General features: G+C 66.5%; 26 protein-coding genes, 1 tRNA gene and 2 pseudogenes. 16 read left to right on the top strand and 13 right to left on the bottom strand.

From position 1 onward, the window contains the following. Positions 1 to 93 precede the first annotated feature (93 nt). On the bottom strand, positions 94 to 327 hold the full coding sequence (locus tag V0Z78_RS00955; RefSeq protein ID WP_336342746.1) for a hypothetical protein: 234 nt from the start codon (positions 325 to 327) through the stop codon (positions 94 to 96). 97 nt (positions 328 to 424) lie between these two features. On the opposite strand from V0Z78_RS00955, the gene V0Z78_RS00950 reads away from it, so the two are divergent. Continuing rightward, complete coding sequence (locus tag V0Z78_RS00950) at positions 425 to 628, top strand: hypothetical protein (protein ID WP_336342745.1); 204 nt, start codon at positions 425 to 427, stop codon at positions 626 to 628. A gap of 88 nt (positions 629 to 716) precedes the next feature. Here V0Z78_RS00950 and V0Z78_RS00945 read toward each other — a convergent pair whose 3' ends face one another. Then, positions 717 to 2,021 carry an acetamidase/formamidase family protein gene (locus V0Z78_RS00945; RefSeq protein ID WP_336342744.1) on the bottom strand — a complete coding sequence of 435 codons (1,305 nt, stop codon included), beginning with the start codon at positions 2,019 to 2,021 and terminating at the stop codon, positions 717 to 719. A 116-nt stretch (positions 2,022 to 2,137) separates the two neighbouring features. On the opposite strand from V0Z78_RS00945, the gene V0Z78_RS00940 reads away from it, so the two are divergent. The 4 genes from V0Z78_RS00940 to V0Z78_RS00925 all read left to right on the top strand — a co-directional run bounded on the left by V0Z78_RS00940 (position 2,138) and on the right by V0Z78_RS00925 (position 7,078). Continuing rightward, positions 2,138 to 3,361, top strand: a complete 1,224-nt coding sequence (locus V0Z78_RS00940; RefSeq protein WP_336342743.1) for an FAD-dependent oxidoreductase — start codon at positions 2,138 to 2,140, stop codon at positions 3,359 to 3,361. Positions 3,362 to 3,656: 295 nt separating this feature from the next. Beyond that, positions 3,657 to 4,973: a polysaccharide deacetylase family protein gene (locus V0Z78_RS00935; RefSeq protein WP_336342742.1), complete on the top strand. Its 1,317-nt coding sequence runs from the start codon at positions 3,657 to 3,659 to the stop codon at positions 4,971 to 4,973. A gap of 94 nt (positions 4,974 to 5,067) precedes the next feature. Further along, entirely contained in the window at positions 5,068 to 5,658 is a 591-nt protein-coding gene (locus tag V0Z78_RS00930) for a metal-dependent hydrolase (protein ID WP_409338711.1), read from the top strand. A gap of 82 nt (positions 5,659 to 5,740) precedes the next feature. Then, a complete protein-coding gene (locus V0Z78_RS00925; RefSeq protein ID WP_336342740.1) occupies positions 5,741 to 7,078 on the top strand; it encodes a cytochrome P450 in 1,338 nt (445 codons plus the stop codon). Here the strand turns inward: V0Z78_RS00925 and V0Z78_RS00920 are convergent, their stop codons facing one another. Continuing rightward, a complete protein-coding gene (locus V0Z78_RS00920; protein WP_336342739.1) occupies positions 7,079 to 8,149 on the bottom strand; it encodes a NosD domain-containing protein in 1,071 nt (356 codons plus the stop codon). It abuts the gene before it with no gap. A gap of 128 nt (positions 8,150 to 8,277) precedes the next feature. Here V0Z78_RS00920 and V0Z78_RS00915 point away from each other — a divergent pair, with 128 nt between their 5' ends. Further along, positions 8,278 to 9,285, top strand: a complete 1,008-nt coding sequence (locus tag V0Z78_RS00915) for an NADP-dependent oxidoreductase (RefSeq protein ID WP_409338710.1) — start codon at positions 8,278 to 8,280, stop codon at positions 9,283 to 9,285. 39 nt (positions 9,286 to 9,324) lie between these two features. Here V0Z78_RS00915 and V0Z78_RS00910 read toward each other — a convergent pair. The 6 genes and pseudogenes from V0Z78_RS00910 to V0Z78_RS00885 form a co-directional block, all read right to left on the bottom strand. After that, positions 9,325 to 10,269, bottom strand: a pseudogene (locus V0Z78_RS00910) (oxidoreductase). 122 nt (positions 10,270 to 10,391) lie between these two features. Next, a complete protein-coding gene (locus V0Z78_RS00905) occupies positions 10,392 to 10,631 on the bottom strand; it encodes a DUF7127 family protein (RefSeq protein ID WP_336342737.1) in 240 nt (79 codons plus the stop codon). A gap of 132 nt (positions 10,632 to 10,763) precedes the next feature. Next, complete coding sequence (locus tag V0Z78_RS00900; protein WP_336342736.1) at positions 10,764 to 11,168, bottom strand: CBS domain-containing protein; 405 nt, start codon at positions 11,166 to 11,168, stop codon at positions 10,764 to 10,766. A gap of 143 nt (positions 11,169 to 11,311) precedes the next feature. After that, positions 11,312 to 11,629 carry a HalOD1 output domain-containing protein gene (locus tag V0Z78_RS00895; RefSeq protein WP_336342735.1) on the bottom strand — a complete coding sequence of 106 codons (318 nt, stop codon included), beginning with the start codon at positions 11,627 to 11,629 and terminating at the stop codon, positions 11,312 to 11,314. A 61-nt stretch (positions 11,630 to 11,690) separates the two neighbouring features. Next, positions 11,691 to 12,386 carry a helix-turn-helix domain-containing protein gene (locus tag V0Z78_RS00890; RefSeq protein ID WP_336342734.1) on the bottom strand — a complete coding sequence of 232 codons (696 nt, stop codon included), beginning with the start codon at positions 12,384 to 12,386 and terminating at the stop codon, positions 11,691 to 11,693. Between the two features lie 331 nt (positions 12,387 to 12,717). Further along, the gene (locus tag V0Z78_RS00885; RefSeq protein WP_336342733.1) at positions 12,718 to 12,912 is read right to left on the bottom strand and encodes a cold-shock protein; all 195 of its coding nucleotides are present in this window, start codon (positions 12,910 to 12,912) and stop codon (positions 12,718 to 12,720) included. A 185-nt stretch (positions 12,913 to 13,097) separates the two neighbouring features. Here V0Z78_RS00885 and V0Z78_RS00880 point away from each other — a divergent pair, with 185 nt between their 5' ends. Continuing rightward, complete coding sequence (locus V0Z78_RS00880) at positions 13,098 to 13,937, top strand: aldo/keto reductase (RefSeq protein WP_336342732.1); 840 nt, start codon at positions 13,098 to 13,100, stop codon at positions 13,935 to 13,937. Positions 13,938 to 14,737: 800 nt separating this feature from the next. Here the strand turns inward: V0Z78_RS00880 and V0Z78_RS00875 are convergent. After that, positions 14,738 to 14,810, bottom strand: a tRNA-Gln gene (locus V0Z78_RS00875). 130 nt (positions 14,811 to 14,940) lie between these two features. On the opposite strand from V0Z78_RS00875, the gene V0Z78_RS00870 reads away from it, so the two are divergent. Continuing rightward, positions 14,941 to 15,534 carry an IMP cyclohydrolase gene (locus V0Z78_RS00870; protein WP_336342731.1) on the top strand — a complete coding sequence of 198 codons (594 nt, stop codon included), beginning with the start codon at positions 14,941 to 14,943 and terminating at the stop codon, positions 15,532 to 15,534. Positions 15,535 to 15,565: 31 nt separating this feature from the next. After that, positions 15,566 to 16,225 carry a metallophosphoesterase family protein gene (locus V0Z78_RS00865; RefSeq protein WP_336342730.1) on the top strand — a complete coding sequence of 220 codons (660 nt, stop codon included), beginning with the start codon at positions 15,566 to 15,568 and terminating at the stop codon, positions 16,223 to 16,225. Here V0Z78_RS00865 and V0Z78_RS00860 read toward each other — a convergent pair. Both V0Z78_RS00860 and V0Z78_RS00855 read right to left on the bottom strand, forming a co-directional pair. Further along, positions 16,222 to 17,400 (bottom strand): aspartate kinase, encoded by a 1,179-nt coding sequence (locus tag V0Z78_RS00860; RefSeq protein ID WP_336342729.1) that lies wholly within the window; start codon positions 17,398 to 17,400, stop codon positions 16,222 to 16,224. The two genes, V0Z78_RS00865 and V0Z78_RS00860, sit on opposite strands and share 4 nt — an antisense overlap. Before the next feature lie 124 nt (positions 17,401 to 17,524). Beyond that, complete coding sequence (locus V0Z78_RS00855) at positions 17,525 to 19,042, bottom strand: DNA-directed DNA polymerase II small subunit (protein ID WP_336342728.1); 1,518 nt, start codon at positions 19,040 to 19,042, stop codon at positions 17,525 to 17,527. 81 nt (positions 19,043 to 19,123) lie between these two features. On the opposite strand from V0Z78_RS00855, the gene V0Z78_RS00850 reads away from it, so the two are divergent. After that, positions 19,124 to 19,960: a S26 family signal peptidase gene (locus V0Z78_RS00850; protein WP_336342727.1), complete on the top strand. Its 837-nt coding sequence runs from the start codon at positions 19,124 to 19,126 to the stop codon at positions 19,958 to 19,960. Positions 19,961 to 19,973: 13 nt separating this feature from the next. Next, positions 19,974 to 20,174: pseudogene (locus tag V0Z78_RS18930) on the top strand (heme-binding protein); the annotation flags it as partial. Positions 20,175 to 20,331: 157 nt separating this feature from the next. Here the strand turns inward: V0Z78_RS18930 and V0Z78_RS00845 are convergent. After that, positions 20,332 to 21,888, bottom strand: coding sequence for a Cdc6/Cdc18 family protein (locus V0Z78_RS00845; protein WP_409338709.1), 1,557 nt, complete (start codon positions 21,886 to 21,888; stop codon positions 20,332 to 20,334). A 572-nt stretch (positions 21,889 to 22,460) separates the two neighbouring features. On the opposite strand from V0Z78_RS00845, the gene V0Z78_RS00840 reads away from it, so the two are divergent. From V0Z78_RS00840 to V0Z78_RS00820, 5 genes are all read left to right on the top strand, one after another. Beyond that, positions 22,461 to 23,102, top strand: a complete 642-nt coding sequence (locus tag V0Z78_RS00840) for an Era-like GTP-binding protein (RefSeq protein WP_336342725.1) — start codon at positions 22,461 to 22,463, stop codon at positions 23,100 to 23,102. 4 nt (positions 23,103 to 23,106) lie between these two features. Continuing rightward, positions 23,107 to 23,493 (top strand): DUF2073 domain-containing protein, encoded by a 387-nt coding sequence (locus V0Z78_RS00835; protein WP_336342724.1) that lies wholly within the window; start codon positions 23,107 to 23,109, stop codon positions 23,491 to 23,493. Next, positions 23,493 to 23,999, top strand: a complete 507-nt coding sequence (locus tag V0Z78_RS00830) for a Zn-ribbon domain-containing protein (protein ID WP_336342723.1) — start codon at positions 23,493 to 23,495, stop codon at positions 23,997 to 23,999. The genes V0Z78_RS00835 and V0Z78_RS00830 overlap by 1 nt, the downstream gene beginning before the upstream one ends. Positions 24,000 to 24,163: 164 nt before the next feature. Further along, positions 24,164 to 24,259 carry an adenosine deaminase gene (locus V0Z78_RS00825; RefSeq protein WP_336342722.1) on the top strand — a complete coding sequence of 32 codons (96 nt, stop codon included), beginning with the start codon at positions 24,164 to 24,166 and terminating at the stop codon, positions 24,257 to 24,259. Continuing rightward, entirely contained in the window at positions 24,260 to 25,042 is a 783-nt protein-coding gene (locus V0Z78_RS00820) for a DUF7089 family protein (RefSeq protein ID WP_336342721.1), read from the top strand. Position 25,043: the final 1 nt, after the last annotated feature.

Below are 25,043 nucleotides of genomic sequence, written 5' to 3'. Positions count from 1 at the left end.
GGGCCCGGTTCTCGCGTGGACCCGGGTTCGTCGAACGACGAAAACGGGTCCGAGCGTGGAACGCGACCCGGAGGACGGGAACCGGCCGGCCGGTCACTCGAGTCGCGTGCCGTCGCGCGGACAGTAGTCGAACTCTCCTCGTTCGGTCTCGAACCCACACGCCGGACAGCGCTTCGTCTCCGGGCGCGAGCGCCGGCCGAAGAGGAAGGGGACGAACGGTATCAGGAGGAAGAGGAGGAACGTATCGAAGTACACCCACGCGAGAACGCTGATCGCGACGCTCGCGGCGATTCCCAGGAGGGCGGTGAGCCAGCGACTGGAGACCATGCCGGGCGATAGTCGCCCCGGACACAACAGCCTATCGTAGGTCGGAGTACGGCGGGAACCCGTAGCTATACCCACGCCGGGCACCTACGACCGGAAAATGGCCTCGTTCGGCTCCCGCCTGATCCGGCTTCTCCCACACTATCTGGTGATGATCGCGTCGATCTTCGCCGTTCTGATCGCCATCCAGGAGTTCTACGGCGGACTCGGCTTCTGGGCATCGTTCGCGGTGGCGATCATCGTCGCGGCCGTCTATCCGGTGGTCGTTCGCCGGCTCGGACTGGCTCCCGACTCCTGGCAGTGAGACGCTCGGTGGACGCTATGAGCCCCCGTCGATCGATCCCCTACTCGATGGCCGGATATGCATTCGGTGCCCGAGACGGGACGGGGGTCTAGAGGTCGTACTGCTCGCGAACGAGGTGGGCGATCCCGCGATCCTCGAGGATCTCCATCGGCGCGAGCATGTCGAGTTGCACCACGCCGGGGAGTCGACCGACCTGGACGCCGCCGGTGAACGTACACCGACCACGGACTTCGCCCTCGGTCATGTCGAGGAGCTTCCCAGCCCGATCGAACGCGTTCTCGGTGGCGTCGTTGATCGTCGCACCCGATCCGACGATCTGGATCGGACCCATCTCCTCGACAGCGACGCCGTAGCGCTCGGCGAGCGCCTCGCCGGCCTCGCGCTCCTCGTCGGTGTAGGGTTCCGCGATGTGGGGCAGGTCCTCTTGGTTGGGGAGCAGGAGCGGCCCGTCGAGCTCGAGATCCTTGATCACCTCGACGCCGAGAGTGGTGTGCCCGCTCACGTCGGTGGTGTGAAGCGAGAGCTCGCCGTCGCCCTGGTTGGCGTGAATGTCGCCGACGTAGACGCCGCCACCCTCTACCTTGACGGGACAGATCAGGATCGCGCCGGGGCGGACCTCGCTCACGTCCATGTGGCCGTCGGTCCGTGCCTCGAGCTCGTCCTCGTTCTCGAGACCCCAGTCGTGCTCGGCGCCGATCAGGGACTGCCCGAAGTCGCCGGCGTTGTGCGAGTCGGGTATCTCGATCGGTGGCGTAGTGCCGACGTTGCCGATGAAGGGCCGGAGGTGTCCGAGCGTTCCGGGCATCTCGCTCGGCTTGTAGAGGAGTATGGGATGCTGGCGGGAGTTCTCGGGAAGCGCCATCGCCTCGTCCGCGCGTTCTGCGAGTCCGTCGGCCGCCTCCTCGTCGACGGTCAACCCCACCGTCCGATCCTCGTCGAAGACGACGGTGTAGCCGTACTCGAAGCCGAACGAGGAGGCGTTCGCGCCGCACTCCGCACACCGGATCGACTCCTCGCCGGTACCCTCGACGATCGTCTCGGGCCACTCGGCGCCACACTCCGGGCAGCGGTGATCGACGAACGGGTCGCTGTCGAACGCGCCCTCGCGCTCCTTCATGCTGCCCGTGCTGGTGGCGATCGACGTCACCTCGACGTCCTCGATGCGGAGGGCGATCGCGTCGCCGACCTCCGCGCCCTCGACGGCGATCGGCCGGGTCACCTCGTGGCCGCCGCGGAACCCGGGGGTGATCATCGGCCCCCAACAGCCCGCGGGGGTGTGCGTGCGGATCGTGCCGCCGTCGGCGACCGTGCCCGCCCACTCCTGGTCGGGCCCGACCAGACCGAGGGTGAACTGATCGACCGAGAGCTCCTGCTGGATCTCGCGTTGTGCCATGCTAGCGGCTATGTACGCCACCACAATAGCGATTGTGTCACACGCCCACGATCGGACCAGTTCGGGGACGAGGTTCCGCCGGACAGCCTCAAGTGTCTTCCCTCCCGAAAACGGGTATGGAGACGACCGTCCTCGTGGTCGGCGGCGGGGCGACGGGCGCCGGCGTCGCACGGGACCTCGCGATGCGCGGGGTCGACGTGACGCTGGTCGAACGCGGTCGGTTCGCGGGGGGAACGAGCGGCCGATCGCACGGCCTGCTCCACAGCGGGGCGCGATACGCGGTCGACGACCCCGAGGGGGCCGGGGACTGCCTCGTCGAGAACCGGATCCTGAAGCGGATCGCACCCCACTGCATCGCCGATACCGGCGGCTACTTCCTCCGGACCGCCGACGACGACCCCGACTACTTCGAGCGAAAGCGCGAGGCCTGCGAGGAGGTCGGCATCGAGACCTCCTCGGTCGACGTCGAGGAGGCGCGCCGTCACGAACCCGACCTGGCCGAGGGCGTCGAGCGCGTGCTCGAGGTCCCCGATGCCGTCGTCCACCCCACGCGACTGACGGCGGCCAACGCCGCAGACGCCCGCGAACACGGCGCGCGCCTGCTTCCCGAGACCGAGGTCCGCGACGTGGTCCGTGAGAACGACCGGGTCGTCGGGGCGGTCGTCGACGACGGATCGAACGAGCGACGGATCGACGCCGAGCACGTGGTCAACGCGACGGGCGCGTGGGCCGGGCGACTCGGCTCGCTCGCGGGCGTCGAGATCGAGATGGCGCCCACCAGCGGCGTGATGGTCGCCGTCGAGTTCGAGGGGCTCGACACCGTGTTGAACCGGGCGCGTCCGGCCGCCGACGGCGATATCGTCGTCCCCCATGACGGGCAGGTCGTACTGGGGACCACCAGTGTCGACGTCGAGGATCCCGACGAGTTCTCGACGGACGACGCCGAGATCGATCGGATGTTCGAGGAGTGTAGTACCATGCTCTCGGGGCTCGATCCCGACCGGATCGACCGGGTTTACTGGGGGGTGCGCCCGCTCTACACCGAGGATCGCGAACGCTACGAGGGCCGCCAGATCTCCCGGGGGTTCTACCTGCTCGATCACGACGCCCGTGACGGCGTCATCGGCCTCTCGACCATCGTCGGCGGGAAGCTGACGACCTATCGACGCATGGCCGAGGCCGTCGGCGATCACGTCGCCGATCGACTGGGGGTCGAGGAGCCCTCCCGAACCGTCGAGACGCCGCTCGTGGGCCACGACGATCCCGACCGGATCGACGAGATCGTCCGCGAGTTCGGCGCGTCGAACCCCGCCGACGAGGACGTCACCGATCGCCCGTGACCTGCCGGTGACGTCCGGGGACGACGAGCGGGCGTCGAACTCGGCCGTCGACCGAATCCGGCGGTGAACGCATACGAAGTCGTACCGTTTATCCCGTTTTTCCCGCTACACCAGAACAGAGCCGTCTACGAGGCAGTATTCACGTGATGGGATTCCGAGTCGGTCGCCGTTCGACCATCGAATGATGCATGTGAACGAAGCGCTCGATCCTCGTTCACGGAATATCAGGGTTAACAAGGTACTAACTCGGTTGCTTTCGGAATAACAAAGGACGTCTGTTCTGAAGACCGGGACGATGAAGGACTCGACGAACCGACGACGGTTTCTGACGGCGGTCGGCGCGGGAACGTTCGCGCTCGCCGGTTGTAGCGGTCAGATTCCAGGCGGCGACGACGGAGACGGGGACGGCAACGGTAACCAGAGCGAGAGCGGTAACGACGAGGGTAACGAGACCGGCAACGAGAGCGGGAGCGGACAGAGCGTGCCGTTCCCGGCGCTCGATAAGGGCGAACTCGTCGACGACTTCGAGAATCTGGAGGACTGGACCCCGATCGAGGACGGACAGGTAGCCGGCGACACCGAGAACGCACTCGTCGGCTCACAGTCCGCACGCATACAGGGATCGGGTACCTTCGCGGGGATGTTCCGCGCGTACCCCGAGGGGCTCAACGTCGCGAATAGGAACCTCTCGCTCGCGCTCGCGGTCGATGCTCCCCGTCCCGCCCGCGTGACGGTCGAACTGCTCGCGCCCGGCGAGAGCGACATGCTCCGCGGTACGAAGACGGTCGTCGGCACCTACACGGGCTGGATGCGAATGGACGTCGGCATCACCGGACAGCGGGGCGAGCCCAATCTCGAGAACGTCCAGGAGATGCGCATCCGCCTCGATGCCCCCGAAGAGACGGACATCCGCTTCTGGGTCGACGATCTCCGGGCGACGCCGAAGGCCGAGAACGGCTACGTCATGCTGACGTTTGACGACGGCGTCGCGAGTCAGTACGAGAACGTCTTCTCGAGGCTCAACGATCGGGACATGTCCGGCGTCGTCGCGGTAAGTAGCGACTCGCTCAATCGCGAGGGGCGGCTCAACATCGACCAGCTCCGCGAGATGCGCGACGCGGGCTGGGACGTCTCCTCGCACCCCGAGGGCGACGCATTCCAGCAGCCGCTGGACGACATGGAGGCGATCCGTTCGGCGATTCAGTCGAACTACGAGTACCTCGACAACCGCGGGTTCCCGAACGGCGCGCGCCACATGTTCGTCCCGTATCACAACACCAATCAGGAGATCGTGGAGATCACCCGTGAGTTCCACGAACTCAGCTCGTACTTCGGCGGAATGCCGGCCGCGATTCCGTTCACCGATCCGATGCACGTCTCCCGGGTCGACATGCACAACGACGGGTTCACCGATCTGATCGACCTGGCAGCCGAGCACAACCAGCTCGCGGTCGGGCTGGCTCACGGCGTCGTTCCCGAGGACGAGATCGAGGACGACCCCCTCGCCGACATGACCGTCGAACAGCTCGAGGAGTTGCTCGACTACATCGAACAGAGCGACGTCCAGGTCGTGACCGCCTCCCAGTTGGTCGACAACCAGGACAGCCTGTAACGCCTGACTGATTCGCGACGGCCATGCGTCGAGTTAACAACCTCAGTCAGAAAGGTATTAACGGTGCGGGCGGTAGTTCAACTTGAACGAAAACATGTGGCCCTGGGAACACGTCATCGTCGGATACGTGGCGTACTCGTTGTTCCGTCACCTCTTCTTCCGACAGTCGCCAACGGGCCGGGAGACGCTCGCCGTGGTCTTTGCGTCGCTGCTTCCGGACCTGATCGACAAGCCGCTGGCCTGGCAGTTCGGCGTGTTCGAGGGCGGGTACGCGCTCGCTCACTCGGTGTTCTTCGCCGTTCCGGTCTCGATCCTCGTGGGCGTGCTCGCACGGCGCTACGGGGCCGGCCGCGCGGGTCTCGCCTTCGCCGTCAGCTACCTGATCCACCTCCCGAGCGACGTCATCTCGCCGTACTTTCATTACGGTGACCTCGCATGGGAGCGGATCCTCTGGCCCGTTCGGCGATCCAAAGGCGAGTACTCCCAGGGATTGATCGACGGATTTCTCGAGTTCTTCATCCCCTACGCCTACGAACTCGCCGCAGGCGAGCCGTCGGGCTACCTGCTCTTCCAGCTAGGACTAATGGGCTGTGCGTTCCTGCTGTGGATCTACGACGGCATGCCGGTGCTCCGGGAGGCGGTGTTGGGTACCCATCGCCGAATGACCGGCGGGGGCGGGCTCTGATCGGCGCTCGGCGAGCGCCGGCCGCGAGGGTTCGACGCGATGGCCGGGGAAGGGTATTCATGGCGGACTCCCTAGGGCGGCCATGGCGACGCATCCCCCGGGGCCGAAGGGCCTGCCGATAGTCGGGAGTACGCATCACTACGCCCGCGATCCGTTCCGGTTCATCGAGGGCGTTCGCGACGCCTACGGCGACGCCGCGCGGTTCACGCTGGGACCGCGCGAGACCTACCTGCTGACGAACCCCCGGGACGTCGAACGAGTGCTGGTTCGCGAGGAGAGCTCGTTCCGCAAGCCCGACTTCCAGACCGATGCACTCGGCGAGCTACTGGGCGAGGGCCTGCTGTTGAGCGAGGGGAGCGCCTGGCGGCGGATGCGAGAGCTCTCCCAGCCGGCGTTCGACATGCGCCGGCTCGCCGGCATGGGGTCGATGATGGTCGAGCGCACCCAAGGGGCGGTCGCGGACTGGGAGGAGGGTGACCGGCGGAACGTCGAACTGGAGATGGCCCGGCTCACCGTCGGGATCATCGTCGAGGCGATGTTCGGTACCGACCTCGGTGAGGAGCGAACCCGGCGGGTCCAGGAGAACCTCGAGCCGCTGGGCCGGCGATTCGAGCCCGACCCGCTTCGGTTCCTGACGCCCGAGTGGCTGCCGACCCGCGAGCGGAACTCGTACCGGGCGTCGATCCGGGAGCTCGAGGCGGTGATCGACGAGATCGTTCGCGAGCGCAGCGGCGACCTCGGCGAGGACGACCTGCTCTCGATCCTCCTGCAGGCCGAGCGAAGCGGCGCGATCACCGAACGACAGGTTCGCGACGAGCTGATGACGATGCTGCTCGCGGGCCACGACACGACGGCGCTGTCGCTGACCTACACCTGGTATCTGCTCTCGGAACACCCCGAGATCGAACGGCGGTTCCACGAGGAGATCGACGAACTGCTCGGGGGCGAACCGCCGACGGCCGCCGACACGCGGAGGCTCGAGTACGTCGGTCGGGTGCTGACCGAGGCGATGCGGCTCTACCCGCCCGTCTACACGATGTTCCGCGAGAGCACGGAGTCCGTCGAGCTGGCGGGCTACGAGCTTCCCGCGGGGTCGCTGTTCATGCTCCCCCAGTGGGGCGTCCACCGCGACCCGCGCTGGTACGACGAGCCCGAGCGGTTCGACCCGGACCGCTGGCTGCCCGAGCGCGCCGCCGAGCGTCCGCGGTTCGCGTACTTCCCGTTCGGCGGGGGCTCGCGCAGCTGTATCGGCCGGCAGTTCTCGCTGCTCGAGGCGACGCTGATCCTCGGAACGATCGGGCGGAACTACCGGCTGGAGCGGGTCGGCAACGGCCCGATTGACCTGCGGGCGTCGCTGACGATGCACCCCGCGAACGGGATGGAGATGCGGGTGGGCGAACGGAATGACGTTGAGGGCTGATCACGCACCGTCCACGCCGGCGTCCTCGGGATACGTCTTGAGGAACGGGTCGAATCGGACGTTCGCGACGCCCGGATCGAGCGACTCGGAGACCGTATCTCCCGCGCCGTCGGCAGGGGCGCCCGTCACGGGGTCGACGAACGGCTCGGCAGGCTCGCCGTGGCTCGACGGTCCGTCGGACGCGCCCCAGTAGTTCGCGGTCGCATCGAGGACGTCCTCGAAGCGGCCGTCGCCCGCCTCCTCGCCGAGCACGTCGCTCGCGAACTCGTCGACGTTCCGGATGCCGGACTCGTTGGCACAGATGGCGTTCCCCCGGAAGACGTTGTCGCGGGCGAAGACCCCCTGGACGGCGCCGGTTCCGTTGTCGACGATCCGGTTGCGTTCGATCGCGTTGTCGGTCGCCTCGTGTCCGAGCCGGATCCCTACCTCGTTGTCCTCGACGTCGTTGTGTACGAGGGTGACGCCGCTCGGGCCGCCGTAGACGTCCGGATCGCCGAACAGGTCCACGCCCGCCCCCGACTCCGAGAGGACGCTGTCCTCGATCGTGATTCCACGAGCGCCGAACAGGAGGGCGATGCCGACGCCGTCGTCCGGCGTCTCGACCCCCGCGATCCGCCCGCCGTCGACGCTCTCGTACCGGATCCCGGTCGCGAAGCCGGTGGCGGTCAGGTTCCGAACCGTGACGTTCTCGACGGGGCGGGCGTCCGGTTCGAACGTCCCCTCGGGGTTGACGGCGATGCCGGCGAGGCGCGCACGGTCCCCCTCGTCGGCCGCGCCGGTGCCGTCGATCACGTGTCCCCGTCCGTCGAGGACGACGTCGTCGGCCCGGACGTCGATACAGCCGTAGCCGTCGGCCGTCGTCGGCGAGACGTCCTCGGTGAGCACGTACTCGCCGGGTTCGGTGATCGTCGTACAGCCATCGATCTCGGTCGGCGAGTCGCGGGCCGCGACGCTCGACGGTCCGACGGCGATGCCGACTCCGGCGGCGCCGAGCGCCCGCAGGAACAGCCGTCGGCCGTGCGAACCGCGTCGTGTCGGCGTCGATCGGTCGGTCGGTTCGGTCCCCTCCATGTCTCTCGGATACGCGGGCTACCTATTAGTTCCCCGTAACTATCCTATCGCTGACATATCCGAGGAGAGGGGCTCGCCACGGGGCGAACGCTCATCGGTTCGGCAGCCGAACGGCCGGTGTGAACGATATGAATCGCCAGTGGGTGCTCGCGAGTCGACCGAAGGGGAAGCCGACCGAGGAGGAGTTCGAACTCGAGGAGGGGGAGGTCCCCGAACCGGGGCCCGACGAGGTGCTCGTGCGGACGGTCTACCTCTCGGTCGACCCCTACATGCGTGGGCGGATGCGCGACGCCGAGTCGTACGCCGAGCCCTGGGAGGCCGGCGACGTCATGCGCGCCGGAGTCGTGGGCGAGGTAGTCGAATCCAACCACCCCGAGTTCGAGGCCGGTGACGTCGCCTTCGGCAACCTCTACTGGGCGGAGTACGCGACCGCGAAGGGAAGCCAGTTGACCCACGTCGACCCGGAGCTGGCGCCGATATCGACCGCGCTCGGGGTTCTCGGCATGCCCGGGCGCACGGCGTACTTCGGCACGTTGGACGTCGCGGAACCCGAACCGGGCGATACGATGGTCGTCTCGGGTGCCGCCGGCGCGGTGGGCTCGGTGGTCGGCCAGCTCGGGAAGCTTTCGGGCGCCCGCGTCGTCGGAATCGCCGGCTCCGAGGAGAAGATCGAGTGGCTGACCGACGAGCTAGGGTTCGACGCCGGAATCGACTACCGCGATGAGAGCGTCCCCGAGGGACTGGACGAGGCCTGTCCCGACGGAGTGGACGTCTACTACGACAACGTGGGCGGCGAGATCACCGACGCCGTCTTCGACCGGCTGAACGTCCGCGGGCGGGTGGCTATCTGCGGGCAGATCTCGCTCTACAACGCCCAGCAGCGCCCGACCGGGCCGCGAAAGCTGGGGAGGCTCATCGAGACGCGCGCCCGCGTCGAGGGGCTGCTCGTAGGCGACTTCGAGGGACGCTATGACGAGGCCAACGAGCGACTGGCACGGTGGGTGAACGAGGGGACGATCGAGTACGAGGAGACGATCACCGAGGGGTTCGAGAACGCGCCGTCGGCGTTCATCGGACTGTTCGAGGGCGAGAACGTCGGCAAACAGCTGGTGGAGGTCGGGGAGTACGAGAGGTAGTCCGTCGTAAGGCACGGAACCCCGACGGGAGTCGCGGACTCAGTGGGTGGAGTCGAGCCCGAACCGGACGCCGGTGAGCTTCTCGGAGTGCTCCCAGAGGCGCGCGGCGCGTTCGGGGTCGTACGACCGGTCGTGCGAGCGCTGTTGCTCCGGGGGGCCGCGCGACTGCATGAGGCCGCTCGGACCGACGTAGTCGCCGTCCTCGACGTCGGGCGCGGTCGCCGCGTACAGCAGGGGGAGCGCGCCGCGTTCGGCGCTCCGGGCGAACAGCGCGTTCGCGGCGTGCATCGCCCACAGCCGGAGCGTCGAGTCCGTCATCTCCGGCCCCCGGCGCTGGAGGTCCGTGGCGGCCCAGCCGGGGTGACAGGCGACGCTCTTCACGTCGAGGTCGGCGATACGTGTCCGGCGCGCGAGCTCGTAGGCGAACAGTAGGTTCGCGAGCTTCGACTGGGCGTAGGCCTCCCACTCGTCGTAGTGCTCCTCGCCGTGGAGGTCGTCGAAGTCGATCTCGCCGCGCTCGTGAAGCCCGCTGCTCTGGGTGACGACGCGGGTCTCGCCGCCGGTGCCGACGAGGTCGTCGAACAGCAGGCCCGTCAGCGCGAAGTGACCGAGGTGGTTGACGCCGAACTGCGTCTCGAAGCCGTCGGCGGTCTCGCTGCGGGGAAGCGCCATCACGCCGGCGTTGTTACAGAGGACGTGCAGCGAGGGGTAGGTTCGCGAGAACTCCGCCGCGAACGCTCGAACGGAGTCGAGGTCCGTGAGGTCTCACTCGTGGACCGACAGCGAGGCGCTCGGGAGGGCGGCTCGGATCCCGTCCCTCGTCTCCCTGCCGCGGCGTTCGCTTCGACAGGCCATGACGACGTGGGCACCCTTCCGGGCGAACGCGCGGGTCGCCTCGAGACCGAGACCGGTGTTCGCGCCGGTGACGACGATCGTCGCCCCCGAGAGGTCCTGCATTCGTTCCGCCGACCAGTTCGTTGTCATCGGATCGGAGGCAGGATCGAGAACAGCGAAGGCGTAACGGCCCGGGCCATCGGAGGACGGGGGCGGCGAGAGGAGGACGCGGCACGATCGTCCGTCCGTCGAGAACCGGCGTTCGAGCCGGGTTACTCCTCGATCGTGAGCACGCCGTTGTTCACCGAGATCTCGTCCGCACCCTCGGGAAGTTCGAACTCGACCTGGCGGTCGTCGGCGACGACGATCGCCGTATCGCCGACGACGTCGATCGAGAGATCGCCGGCGTCGGCCCCGAAATCCGCGACGATGACGCTGCCATCGTCGTACGTTCGGGTTCGAACCGATCCGTCCTGCTCGTCGACGGTTCGTAGCTCGTGGGGCGTTTCCATGGGCGTAGGTTAGGGTGTGAGACTGATAAGCGACCTGCAGGCGACCACAAGGCGGTTCGATCGATGGCGTCGTCCGCCCGTGGTCGGCGTCGTGTGAACGTATCGTCCGTCTATTCCGGGCCGAGCGCCGGGCTACTCCGGACTCGGCGTTTCGACGTGCGAGAGGTAGGCGGTGAGGTCGGTCGTCGTGACGATGCCGACGACGCCCTCGGTCTCGTCGACGACCGGGACGTGGTGAAAGCCGTGGTCGATCATCAGGTCCGCGACGTCGCGGATGTCGTCGTTGGCGGCGGTGGTGACGACGTCGGTGCTCATGTATTCGGAGACCGGCGTGTCGGACGCGCGTCGGTCGTCCGCGCCGAGGCGGACGAAGTCGGTGGCGGTGAGGATCCCTTCGAGATCGTTGCCCTCGCTCACGACGATCACCGAACCGATGCCGTTCTCGCTCATCTTCCGTGCGGCCTCCTGGATGGGCGTCTCGGCGGTGACCGTTCGGACGGGCGAGGACATGAGTCGACCTACGAAGACGTCTCCCATGTGCTACGGTTTCTCTCGGCTCGGGATAAGGGTTGGTGGGGTGTGATCCGGTCGGAATGCGGGGACTCGAGAGACCGAGCCGAAAGGACTCGACCGGACCTCCGGCTCGATCGGGTCCTCGGATTACGCGATGAATGGGGTACTCAATCCGCGTGGGTCGGCTCGGCGAAGGGCTGGGAGGAGGAGCAGACGGGGCGCAGTTCGACGATTCCGGGCTCGGCGACGCGGACGACGTAGTCCGCGTACTCGAACTCGACGACGACCGAGCCAGCGGCGGACGGGGCTTCTGAACCCGCGAACAGCGCGTTCAGAGCGTCGGGATCGATGGACTCGTACAGAAGCGGGAGCTCGAGCTGGCTGCATCCCTGGCGTTCGGCCACCGTCCGGAGCACCGTCTCCGTGATGGGTTCCGAACCCTCGTGCCGTGTCGAGACCCCTTCGGGGGTAGTCGTGTTTTCCATGGCAACGAATGGCAGCCTATGATGTTGGTCGTATCCGTTCATACGTTGCGCCGTTTATATACTACCGCCGCGAGCGGCCCCGTGCGTCGGTCGTCGCGAGGTGTTCGATCAGCGTCGCGGTTCCCCGGCGGATCCGTCGGCCCGCGGCGGAGGCGGAGATCCCGAGCCGTTCGCCCACCTCGGCGAGCGACGCGGATCGTGGGTCGTCGAAGTAGCCCGCATCGAACGCCTCGAACATCGCCTCCCACTGTGCCTCGGTGAGGATCGTAGTGGAGAGCGCCGTGTTCATCACCTCGGCGGAGTCGGATCGGTAGAGGCGCTTGATCGCCAGTTCCGCACCGACCCTCTCGCAGTAGCTTCCGAACTCCGAGAGGTACGACTGATCGACGGCGCGGAGTCGGGCGGCCCAGGCGGCGTCCTCGTTCCAGAGTTCCAGGAGGTGGATCCCCATGTCGGTCGCCTTCGTCGGGAAGTCCTCGATGGTCGACTGGTCGAAGTCGATCCGGTAGATCCGCATCCCGCTCGAGTCGGTCATCACACGCGCGTTCCGGACCGTCTCGTCCTCGGAGAGCACGCGTTCGACCGTCTCCCAGTCGACGGTGGGTTCGATCTCGATGGTCGTGAAGACGGTCGGTCGATCGCTCTCGGTGTGGAGGGGGAGGTCGGGCCGAAGCACTACGTCCTCGAGCGAGGAGATGGTGTGATGGAGATGCATCCGCGGGTGCGAAAACCGTACCTCGGCGATGATCGTCCCCATTTCGTCCTCCTTAGTATTCGTAACTAGAGTGGATTAAAAAAACCTCGTATACGTGACGTTCGTCCGTTTTTTCACGTCTACTGAGAGGTTCGTCGGGGATCGGTCCTCACCACGGACGATCACCGAACGGGGAACGCGGCGAGCCGGATCGGCGTGACGGCTCCACAGCGGGGTCCCGATTCCGATGCCGGGTTGGCGAACCGGTGCGAGGAGTCAAACCTGGGGACCGGTCCCGACGGCGGACCGGAGCCACCGCGATAGCGACGGCTCCGTCGGTCCGATCGACGCCAAAAATCCGTGTGAACGTGCTTCGCCGGGGGTCCGTCGCGCCTCAGAGGCGGGTGACGTTGGTCGCCCGGGGGCCCTTGGGGGCCTGTTCGATGTCGAACTCCACTTCCTGTCCCTCCTCGAGGTCCGGACCGCCGACGTCCTCCATGTGGAAGAAGACGTCCTCGTCCGCGTCCTCAGTCTCGATGAAACCGTAGCCGCCAGTGTCGTTGAAGAAGTCGACCTTGCCTTTCGCCATAGCTTCTGAGAGGAGAGCCCCGACGCGGATAACGGTTCCGCGGTCCGCGTTGTCGCGTGAGTCCGACACACGGTCTCTCGGCGATCGGAACCGGCGACCGGGCGACCCTCGCGAGCGACGCCGGTCCTACTGGAATCCCGACGTCAAGAGTTAAGCACGTCGACGATGGCGATCTACGGGACTCCATGACCGTACCATCCGTCGAACTGCCGAGCGGAGACGAGATGCCCGCCGTGGGCGTCGGCACCTGGGACATCGAGGGCGACACCGTCCGGGAGGCCGTCCGTGCCGCCCTCGAGGCCGGCTACACCCACGTCGACACCGCCGAGGGATACATGAACGAGAGCGAGATCGGCGACGTGCTCGGCGAACACGACCGCGAGGAGCTGTTTCTCACCTCGAAGGTGCTCCCCTCGAACCTGGGCTACGAGGACGTCATCGAGGCGTGCGAGGCCTCGCTCGATCGCCTCGGCACCGACTACCTGGACCTGTACCTGATCCACTGGCCCAACCCCGCGATCTCGCTTCGCGAGACGCTCCACGCGATGGAGCGGCTCCACGAACGGGGGCTGGTCCGCAACGTGGGCGTCTCGAACTTCAGCGCCTACCAGCTGAGCGCCGCCCACCACGTCTCGAACGTCCCGATCGCGGTCAACCAGATCGAGTTCCACCCCTGGTTCCAGCGCCCGGAGCTCGTGGAGTACTGCCGGGAGACGGACGTGGTCGTCGAGGCCGCCGCGCCGCTCGCCCGCGCGGAGGTCTTCGAGGACGAGGTCGTCGGGGAACTCGCCGACGAGTACGGGAAGACCCCCGCACAGATCGTCCTCCGGTGGGCCCTCGAGAACGACGTCGTCACGGTGCCGAAGTCCTCCTCGCCCGAGCACGTCCGCGAGAACTTCGAGCTGTTCGACTGGGAGCTCGAGGAGAGCGACCGCGAACGTCTCGACGAACGGGATCGGGACCAGCCGGTCTACGACACGCCCGCACGCGACTGGAGCGGCGACATCTACGGGATCTCGGAGTAGCTACGGCTCTGCCCTCGGCCGGTTTCTGCTTCGCATCAGTGGTGAACGTGAACGTCCGGGTATCGATCCTACAGCATCATCGAACTCCTCTCAAGAACGGGACTGCCCTCGACGCGGAACGGATCTCGTGCCAGAAGGTTCGGCCTCTAGACGGGGCAGGGGGATCGGAGGGGGCCCGGAACGTACAGATAAGCACCCACATTGCCGTCCCAAGCGCAGCTCCAATGGCTGAGAACGGCATATTGAGCGTATAGAACGTCAGGGTGTAGATGATGCTCCGGATGGCGATCGGGAGACTCGTCGTTCTCGGGACGCGAGAATCACCGTTTCGGAGGGTCGGTGCGAGGATAACGACGGAGCAGAGGCCGCCAACGAGAAAGACGCCTTCCTGCCACGTCACGGAGTCACCTGCCGTTGCTGTGAGATCGGTTGAGTAGTAACAGTTCCGTACGATACCATGCTCGAGAGAATATGTAATTAGATATAAGTTTTCTCGCGGGATCATTACCGATGACATCCACTCCTATCAGAGCGGCGCGATCGCTACGGATGGCGGACGAATACAGGACTGGCGTGAGAACTACCGCACTCGATCAGTGGAGGGGGTCAAATCCGGTTTGAATCTGGGAATAACCGTCTTTCCCATAGCGGAATATCGCAGTACGATACCGGAACTCGTCACCAGCCGTCCGAACCCAGGCGAAGAATCCCTCCTTCAGGATATCGTCGAATCGTACGGTAGCCGACCAGAAGTGAGGCAAAGCTACTGCTGTTCTCGGCAACGACGGGAAAAGTTCGAGTAGTCCCAACAGGATTCGAACCTGTGTCGAAGCCCCCAGAAGGCTTCAGGATTGGCCACTACCCCATGGGACTGTACTCCTCCCTACTCACCCGGCGTTTGTAAGCGTTGCGCGTTCGCTCCGCCCCGATACGGACTCACAGTGTTCTGGAAGGGCGTGCATGGATCGACATCTACTTGCTCGCGAGCTATGCACTCCCGTGTATGTACGTCGGACGCTTCGTCGTGATCGGCCCCGAGGTCAGCGCGTATCGCGTCTCCTCGCGCTCGTTTCCGAACCGGCAGGTGATCGAACGGGACGACCGGCTCACCGTCGTCCCCACCGCCGACGCGGAGGAGACCGACAACCCCTACGTCTCGTACAACTGCGTACGGTTCACGGATCGAGGAGCGGTGCTCGGCAACGGCTCGCACGTCGATCCCATAGCCGAGAAGCTCGAACTGGGCTACCCCGCGCGCGACGCGCTCGCGGAGAGCCTGCTCGCGCTCGACTACGAGAAGGACGACTACGACACGCCGCGGATCGCGGGCGTGATGGACGACGACGGCGCTCTCATAGGTATCGTCCGCCGGGACGCCCTGCTGGTCGAGCGCGTTTCCGAGCCAACGCTGGTGGCGACCTACGAGCGCGACTCGCCCGAGCCGTTCGGACTCGACGCTACCGGAGCGGAGACGGCCGCGAGCGAGGTCTACGAGAGCGAGTTCGAACACGCCGTCTGCGCGGCGGGGGTCGCCCGCGTCGACGGCGGCTTCGAGCGGGCGATCGAGAACGGCGAGGACCGAACGCAGCCACGATAGGACTGAAGGACCCGTTCCCCCTACGAGGGGTATGCGCGTTGGTCTCGTCTCCGACGTTCACTCGAACCGGATCGCGCTCGAAGCCGTCCTCGAGGACATGCCCCCGGTCGACGCGATGGCGTGTGCGGGCGACGTCGTCGGTTACAACCCCTGGCCCGGAGAGTGCGTCGAGGCCGTCCGCGAACGCGAGATCCCGACCGTGATGGGCAACCACGACCGTGCGGTCGCCGAGGACACCGCCTTCCGGTTCAACTCGATGGCCCGCGCGGGGGTCGAACACGCTCGTCGGGAACTCGACGAGGAGCAGTTGGAGTGGCTCTCCTCGCTCCCCGACGAGCGGACGATGCTCGACGGGCGGGTGAAGCTCGTCCACGGCCACCCCGACGACCCCGACCACTACACCTACCCCGAGGAGTTCGCCTCGAGCATGCTCGCAGAGGAGGAACTGCTCGTGCTCGGACACACCCATATCCAGGGACACGAGACGTTCGAGGAGGGGATCGTCTGCAACCCCGGAAGCGTCGGCCAGCCCCGCGACGGCGACCCCCGGGCGGCGTACGCGGTCGCGGATCTCGACGCGGGCGAGATCGAGCAGCGCCGCGTGGAGTACGACGTCGACGCGGTCGCCGAGGCCGTCGGTCAAGCGGGATTGCCGCGGCGGATCGCGAGCCGGCTCTACGAGGGGCGTTAGAAGACGCTCTGGATGGTCTCGAGGGTGTGCTCGCGGTCGTCCCACGGAACGAAGACGGCGACGCTCGTCGCGCTGGTGATCAGGTCGTGAACGGCGACGCCCCGTTCGGCCAGCGGCACGACGACGTCCTGGACGATCCCCGACTGGGTGGGGAAGTCGCCGCCGGTCACGCGAACGACGGCGAAGTCGCCCTCGAGGGTGACGCTCGAGAGCGACTCGTCGTCGATCACCGACTCGTGGAGGATGGCTTCTGCCTCCTCGGCGGCCTCGGTGTCGACGTAGAACGTGACCGAGTCCATCCCGCTCGCGACCGCGTCGAGGTTGATCCCCTCCGCCGCGAGCGGGGTCGAGAGGTCCGCGAGGATCCCCGGCCGGTTGCGGATCGCACGTCCCGCGATGGTGATACACGAGAGCGGCTGGTCGCGCATGTCGACGAGGTTGTCGAACTCCCCCTCGATGCTCGTTCCGCCGGTGAGGAGGTCGCCGTGCTGGTAGTGGACGACTCTGACGTCCATGCGGTCGTCCTTATAGGAGAGCGCGCTCGGGGCGACGACCTCCGCGCCTCGGAAGGAGAGGTTTCGAAGCTCGTCGACCGAGATCTTCGCGACGTTGCGCGCCCCCTCCACGACGGAGGGATCGCCGGTCATCACGCCCTCGACGTCGGTGACGATCACGACCTCGTCGGCGCTCATGTACTTGCCGAGCATCACCGCGGTGGTGTCGCTGCCGCCACGTCCGAGCGTCGTGACGGTGCCGTCGACCGTCTCGGCGAGGAAGCCGGTGATGACGGGAACGACCCCGTCGAGCCGGTCTGCGAGTTCGCGTGCCCGGCGTCGGGTCTCCTCGACGTCGACCTCGCCGTACTCGTCGGTGACGATCGGCCACCCCTCGCTGCCGGGTTCGAGGAACGCCGCCTCCACGCCGCGGGAGGCGAGCGCGGCCTTCAGCATCCGGACGGAGGTGCGCTCGCCCATGCTGACGATCTCCGCGCGGTCGGCCTCGTCGGTCTCGAAGGTGATCTCGCCGAGCAGGTCGTCGGTGGTGTTACCCATCGCGCTCGCGACGACGGCGATCTCGTGGCCCTGCTCGACCGCGTCGGCGATCGAGTCCGCCGCCCGGTTGATCCGGTCGCCGCTTCCCAGACTGGTGCCGCCGAACTTCGCTACGACGCGCATGCGTCCACCTCGACCTCGACCGTGCGTGTCATGCTCATAGACCGTGGTAGCCATAGAGCGCAGATAATCCTATTCATTCCCACTCATTGGGAGGAGTCCGTTTGAAGGGGGACGAGTTTCGCGTTCAGGTGAACTTCCTCGCCGTGACCTCGAGGGTGTCGAGGTCGACGATCGGCGCGTAGCCCACGTCGGGGTCGATGTTGACGCTGCGCTGGAACGCCGTCTGCTCCTGCCAGCAGCCGCTGTTGATCGAGACCACGTTGTGGTAGGTGCCGAAGCCGAGCTTGTGGACGTGGCCCGTGTGGAAGACGTCGGGCACCTCGTCGATGACGAGGTAGTCGCGTTCCTCGGGGGCGACCCGCAGCTTCCCGCCGTACTTGGGCGCGACGTGGCGCTTCTTCAACAGCTGGTACATCGCCTTGTGGGGCTCGTCGTAGCTCGCCTTCTCCGCGGGGAGCTCGGCGATGATCTCGTCGAGGCTCATCCCGTGGTACATGAGCACGGAGACGCCCTCGATCGTCACCAGCGAGGGGTTGCCCGTGATCCGTGCATCGTGTGCGCTCATGATCCCCCGGAGCTCCTCGTCGAACCCCGGCTGTGGCTCGGCGAGCCGAACGGCGTCGTGGTTGCCGGGGATCATCACGATCTCGAGGTCGCCGGGTACCTCCTTCAGGTGTTCGGCGAACGCCTCGTACTGCTCGTAGATGTCGACGATCGAGAGCTCCTCGTCCTGATCGGGGTAGATCCCGACGCCCTCGACCATGTCGCCCGCGATCAGGAGGTACTCGACGTGCTGGGCCTCCGCGGTGTGGAGCCAGTCGGCGAAGCGGCTCCAGGCGTCGGCGGCGAACTCCTGGCTGCCGACGTGGACGTCCGAGATCAGCGCGGCCTGGACGTGGCGATCGGCGGTCGAGGGCTCGAACGTATGCGGGACGTCCGGGAAGAAGATCTCGTCGGTGAACAGGATGCCCGCGTCGTCCGCGAGCGTGCCCCGGACCGCGATCACCTCGTCGTAGACCAGCTCCTCGACCAGCGGGGCGATGTCGCGGTCCTTCAACACGAGACAGGGGAAGACGCCGGTGGTGTCCTCGAGTTCGACCAGCCAGTGGCCGCTCGCGGTCGATCGGACGTCGTTGACCATCCCGATCATCTCCGCATCGCTCCCGCCGGTCATCCCCTGGACGGCGCTCGCGGGTCGGTGGTTCACCCGGCGACGGAGCTTCCCCGCGAGTCGCTCGTAGCGGTCGCGGAAGACGTCGACGAAGTCGCCGTACTCCCCCGTACCGGTGCTTCGGCCGGTAATGTCGCCGGCGATCTCGATCCACCGGCGGTCCGGATCGGTCGGCTCGCGTTCCCCCGTCGTTTCGACTGGAGCTACTGCGCCGCCGTCGGCCGATCTGTCCGGTAGATCTCCAGTCGAAACGGAGGGGTCCCGGAGGTCCTCGCGGGAGTCGGCCTCGAGCAGCGACCGGACGTGCTCGCCGGTGAGTTTGAGCGCGTCGGCCGGGGCGGCCTCGACCGCGCGCTCGATCGCCGCGTCGGGGTCGGACGCACCGGCGAGCAGCGTGATCGCCTCGCGGTCGGCGTTGTAGCCCCGGGCCGCGAGTTCGCTGACGATCCGCCCGTCCGTAGTTCTCGACACGGCACCACCCTTCGGCGGGTGCGGTCAAAAGCGTGCCGAAAACCCAGAAGGTTGAAAGTCGAACCCGCGCTATGGACGCCAATGAGTTCCTCCGGCGACGACCGGCCGCGCTCGGGCGACGGCGGATCGTCGCGACGCGATACACGAACGGACGAACGCGAGCGCCCCCGAACGGTTCGGGGCTGGCTGGGCTGGTTCTGGACGGTCGAGCGCGGCGGCGCGGCGGTCCTCCGCGAGTTCCTCATCAGTGCCGGCGCGGTGCTCCTGGTGGGACTGTTGCTGTTCTCGGTCAGCGGCATCTGGCCGCCGATGGTCGCCATTGAGAGCGGCAGCATGGAGCCGAACATGAAGGCCAACGACCTGGTCTTCATCACGGACAACGACCGGTTCGTGAACGACGACGCCCACGCCGACACGGGCGTCGTCACCGCCGAGACCGGGAGCGAGACGGGCTACGAGAAGTTCAACGGCCCCGGCGACGTGATCGTCTTCGAGCCCAACGGCAGCGACCGACAGGTGCCGATCATCCACCGGGCACACTTCTGGGTCGACGAGGGGGAGAACTGGTACGACAAGGCTGACCCGGACCACGTGGGCAGCGCCGAGAACTGCGAGGAGCTCAGGAACTGCCCCGCGCCCAACGAGGGCTTCATCACCAAGGGTGACAACGAGGTGACGAACGAGCGCTACGACCAGGCCCGCGGGCTGAGCGGTCCCGTGAAGACCGAATGGGTGATCGGCACCGCCGAGATCCGCGTGCCGTGGCTCGGCTGGGTCCGGCTCCAGCTCGCGGAGCTCGCCATCGTCACGGGCCCGGGGATGACGATAGAACCCGCAACGGAGCTCCGGACGGCGGAACCGCCGACGACGTCGACGGGGGCGAACCCACCCGCAGACCGGATCAGTCCGACCGTCTGACCGACTCGCCGCGGTTCCCGAACCCCCGCTCGCGGTCCGGCGGTTCTCCTGGTGGCCGACCGACGGGCGGATCGAGCGCGAGACCGATCGACTGCTCTCGTCGATCGGACGCGCGGCCGTCCGGAGCACGGGCGAGCCGTTCTCCATGGGCTACGAGGGCTCCGGGACGCTGCCGTTCCTCCGCCGAGACGAGATCAGCGTCGAGGTCGAATAGACGCGCCGAGAGGAAGGCAGCACTTCGGTCTGAACGCCGCAAAACCGGGCCGGAAGAGCCCGTGTCACGTCTCTCGGCGATGGAGCCGAACCTCGCCATAGCAGCCGCCGCGGTCACGGAACGCGGGTCCTCGAAGGGCGGGCAGGGGGACGTGCGTCTAGTTGTCGAAGCGGGCCTGGACGAACGGCTGGATCTCCTCGATGTCGCTGAGGCGCGAGTCCGCGAGAAGCACGGCTTCGGTCTCCTCCGTCGGTACCGAGAGGCTGATCTCCTTCGTTCTGCCGTACCGGCCCTTCGAGACGACGATCGCGTTGACGATCCCCAGCATGTCGAGCTCGCTGATCAGGTCGGTGACGCGCCGTTGGGTGAGCACGTCGGCGTCGATCTCCTCGCAGAGGCGCTTGTAGATGTTGAACACCTCGCCGGTGTTGATGTTGTCGACGCCGTTCTTCTCGAGTAAGATGATCGAGAACAGCACGAGCTTCGACTGGGTCGGCAGCGTGCGGACCACCTCGACGACGCGGTCGAGCTCGATCTTGTCCTGGGCCTTGCGGACGTGGCTCTCGTCGACGCGTTCGGCCTGACTCCGTTCCGCGAGCTCGCCCGCGGTCCGGAGCAGGTCGAGCGCACGGCGTGCATCGCCGTGTTCCTGGGCTGCGAACGCGGCACACAGCGGGATGACGTCGTCGGTCAGCGCCGCGGGCTCGAACGCGATGTCCGCGCGGTGTTGGAGGATGTCCCGGAGCTGGTTGGCGTCGTACGGCGGGAAGACGATCTCCTCCTCGCCGAGGCTCGATTTCACCCGGGGGTCGAGGAAGTCGGTGAACTTCAGATCGTTCGAGATGCCGATGATCGACACTCTCGAATTGCTGAGCTCGGAGTTCATCCGCGAGAGGTTATAAAGGGTGTCGTCGCCGCTCTTCTCGACGAGCTTGTCGATCTCGTCGAGCATGATCACGACCACGCGCTCGCGGTAGTCGACCGCGTCGAAGAACTCCTGGTAGACGCGGTCGGTCGGCCAGCCAGTCATCGGCACCGGCTCCATCTCCTCGCCCTCGGCCTCGAGCTCCTCGATGCGTCGATCGATCCCCTCGACGTCGGCGAAGGGAGTCGCCTCGGGTGCGGTCGATCCGTCCTCGACGGCCTCGCGGAGGTCGGCGAGGTCGGCGAGTCGGCGCTCGACGTGTTCCTCGTTCTCCTCGATGAACTTGTTCGCGAGCTGGGCGAGCACCCGGTACTGGGTGTCGGTCACCTCGCAGTTGATGTACTCGACCTCGCAGGGGACGTCGTACTTCCTCGAGGTGCCCTCGAGCTCCTGGCTGACGAACTTCGCGCTCGCGGTCTTTCCCGTCCCGGTCTTCCCGTAGATGAGGATGTTCGAGGGCGTCTCCCCCCGGAGGGCGGCGACGAGGATCGTCGCCATCTTGTTGATCTGGTCCGAGCGATGGGGGAGCTCGTCGGGCGTGTACGAGGGTCGGAGCACCTCCTTGTTCTCGAAGATCGGTTCGCCGCTGAGTAGATCGTCGAACAGTCCCTGTGAGCTCGTCTTCTCGTCCTCGAGGACGTCCTCGACGTCGACGGCGAACTCCCGGTCCGACGGGTCGTCAGTCGGGGGGTTCTCGGGTGGTGAGTCGTTCGCGGTCATGGTTCGTGATCGGACGCCCCCATCGAACCCCATCGTTTCGAGTGGAATTCGATGCGCACGGTCGGAAATCCCGGGTTAGACGGTCTGTACCGTATGTTTCCCCGGTAATCGGTCAGGGATCGAGCGCAGATGATGCAGACGAACCCAAGGTCGGTGAGGGTCTTAAAACTGTCTCTACCGACTCGAAACGCCGGAGAGTTCTCGAGACTATTACATTTTCTCCGACGAGACGGAACCGCCGAAGCGACGAGTGAGATGGGAACACCCCCACCCCTTCGTTTCGGGTGGAACCGTTCGAGAGGGTCCCCGCGAGTCCGATCTAGGTGGGGAAACACCTAAGTAGATACCGACACAACCAGATCCGTAGTACAGTAACAGGATACGGTTCGGACCGGGTTCCTTCTTCTCTAGAAGGAGGTTTCCGCCGGAACGATCCCGTTCTTCGGTCGGGGGCCGTCCCTCGTCGGTCTCCACTCGAAACGAAGGGGTGGGGGTGGCGGACCCGGATCCTTCCGGGTCGTCACCCTCGTCCCCCGTCCGAGACGACGGCGAGCAGCCGTCCGTCTGCCGCAGGCATTAAGTAATCCTGGCTATTCGTCTACGCGCATGGATGCGCCCGAGACGGGCGCCGGAGGAAATGGATGGGACTGTTCACAGACATCAAAGATAGTATCTCACGCGCGGCGGACCGCCTCTTCGCTACCGATACACAGAAACGGATCGGCATCTACGGCCCCCCGAACGCCGGGAAGACGACGCTCGCGAACCGGATCGCTCGCGACTGGACCGGCGACGCGGTCGGCCCCGAGAGCCACGTTCCCCACGAGACCCGGCGCGCCCGCCGAAAGGAGAACGTCGAGATCAAACGAAACGGCAAGTCGGTCTCGATCGACATCGTCGACACGCCCGGCGTGACGACGAAGGTCGACTACAACGAGTTCCTCGACTACGAGATGGAGGAGGAGGACGCCATCCGCCGATCGCGGGAGGCGACCGAGGGCGTCGCGGAGGCGATGCACTGGCTTCGCGAGGACGTCGACGGCGTCATCTACGTTCTGGACTCGACGGAGGACCCCTTTACGCAGGTCAACACGATGCTGGTCGGGATCATCGAGAGCCAGGACCTGCCCGTGTTGATCTTCGCGAACAAGATCGACCTGGATGAGTCGAGCGTCCAGCGCATCGAGAACGCCTTCCCGCAGCACGAGACGATCCCGCTCTCGGCGCTCGAGGGCGAGAACATGGACGAAGTGTACGACAAGATCGCGGAGTACTTCGGGTGATCCGATGCCAGAGATAACAGGACCGGGCGGCGACGGCGTGCAGATCGACCTCATCAGCGGCGAGCGGATGGAGAACCTCACAAGCATGGAGAAGATCCGGATGATCCTCGACGGGGTCCACGACGGCAACATCGTGATCCTCGAGGAGGGGCTCTCGCCCGACGAGGAGTCCAGGCTCATCGAGGTGACGATGAGCGAGATCAACCCGGACGGCTTCAACGGCATCGAGATCGAGACCTACCCCAAGTCCCAGAGCAACAACGGCGGGCTGCTCGGCCGGCTCATGGGCAAGGAGTCGAACGCGAAGCTCACCGTGATCGGACCTGCCAACCAGATCGAGACGCTCCATAAGGACGAGACGCTGATCAGCGCGCTCGTCTCCCGGCAGTAATGCCCCACCAGTGCACCGAGTGTGAACACGTCTTCCCCGACGGCTCGAAGGAGATGCTCTCGGGCTGTCCGGAGTGTGGCGGCAACAAGTTCCAGTTCCTCCCCGAGAGGGCGAACGCCGAGGCCGGAACCGAGTCGGCCGAGATCGAAGACCCCGAACCGACCCCCGAGCCCTCCGACGCCGAGGGATCGGTGTTCACCGACCGCGGGGCCGAGGACCGCGCCCAGGCCGACGCTCGATCGTCGGTCGTCGACAGCGCCGAACTGCCCTCGCGGGAGACATCTCCGGAGGAGTCGGAACCCGAACCGGACGACGCCACCGACCTCTCGCGGCTCCGCGAGGAGCTCAACGACCAGTTCGAGAGCATCAAGATCGTCGACCACGGCCAGTACGAACTCAACCTGATGGAGCTCTACAAGCGCGAGGAGTTCATCATCGCCCTCCAGGAGAACGGCCGGTACGTCATCGAGGTGCCCGAGTCGTTCCGGCGGGGCCGGGAACGCTGACGCCGTGCCAGCCCCGACCCCTTCGTTTCGCCTGCAACCATCCGGAACACACCCGTCCGTTCCCCCGTCGGTAGTGTAGCTCCACACGAAACGACGGTCGTACCCGGATGATCCGCGACGGCGGATGGTGACCATTTAAGCGTCCCCACGTCCTCGCTCGGGGTATGAGCCAGGCCACGCGGATCGTCGTGGGAACGATCGCCATCTCGGTAGTCCTGTCGACCGTTCTCGTCGCGGTGTACGCCCTCGGGATCGTGTAGATGTTCGACGAGCGAGCGCTCTCTCCGCCGCTCGAGCGCGTGCGCGAACGCCACGCCCCCGAGACGGTCGTACTCGACTGTGCGAGCGACTTCGACACCCTTCCCGCGGAGGCGCTCGACGACCTCGCGCTGCTGACCGACTCGCTCTCCCCGACGAGTTACCCCGACGAGTGGCTACCCGACTCGGCGCCGAAGGTCCTCCGGCGGTACGCGGGAAGCGACCTCGTCGTCGGGACGCCCGGTGCGGGGAGCGTCGCGTGGACGACCCAGACCGAGCCGCCGATCTGCCTCGTGAAGGCCCGCGTTCAAGGAGTTCCCGAGGCGTTCGTCGAGTTCCTGATCGCGGAGGCGCTGGTCGAGGTCGGACTCGGGCTTCCCGAACAGTTCCTCGGGTTCTTCGGCGAGCGCTACCCCGACCTCGATCGCGTCCTCCCGCTGCAGGGCAACGGCACCTACCAGATGGCGAGCGCCCTCTACGCCGGATGGCGGGGGCTGCACACCCGCGAGGTGTTCGCGGACTGGGAGGAGGAGGAGCCCGAACTCCACGAGGCGTGGACCGACGCGGGCCGGCGCCTCGAGCCGCGTCTCTCGGAGCTGTCGGCCCTGGTCGCGAACGACGAACTCGACTTCCTCGAGGCGACCGAGTTCGCCTGCGGGGCGATCAAACACGGCCTCGATCTGCCCGCTCCGTTCGGCGCGCTCGACACCTACGCCTACCGCGAACACGGCGCGGAGTTCGCGATCCGGTGGGCCGAACGGACGTTCGAGGGACTGTTCGACTGAG

Source organism: Halalkalicoccus sp. CG83 (assembly GCF_037081715.1).
In the GTDB taxonomy this organism is placed as follows: Archaea; Halobacteriota; Halobacteria; order Halobacteriales; family Halalkalicoccaceae; genus Halalkalicoccus; species Halalkalicoccus ordinarius.
This window is presented reverse-complemented; position numbering and strand designations above follow the sequence as displayed.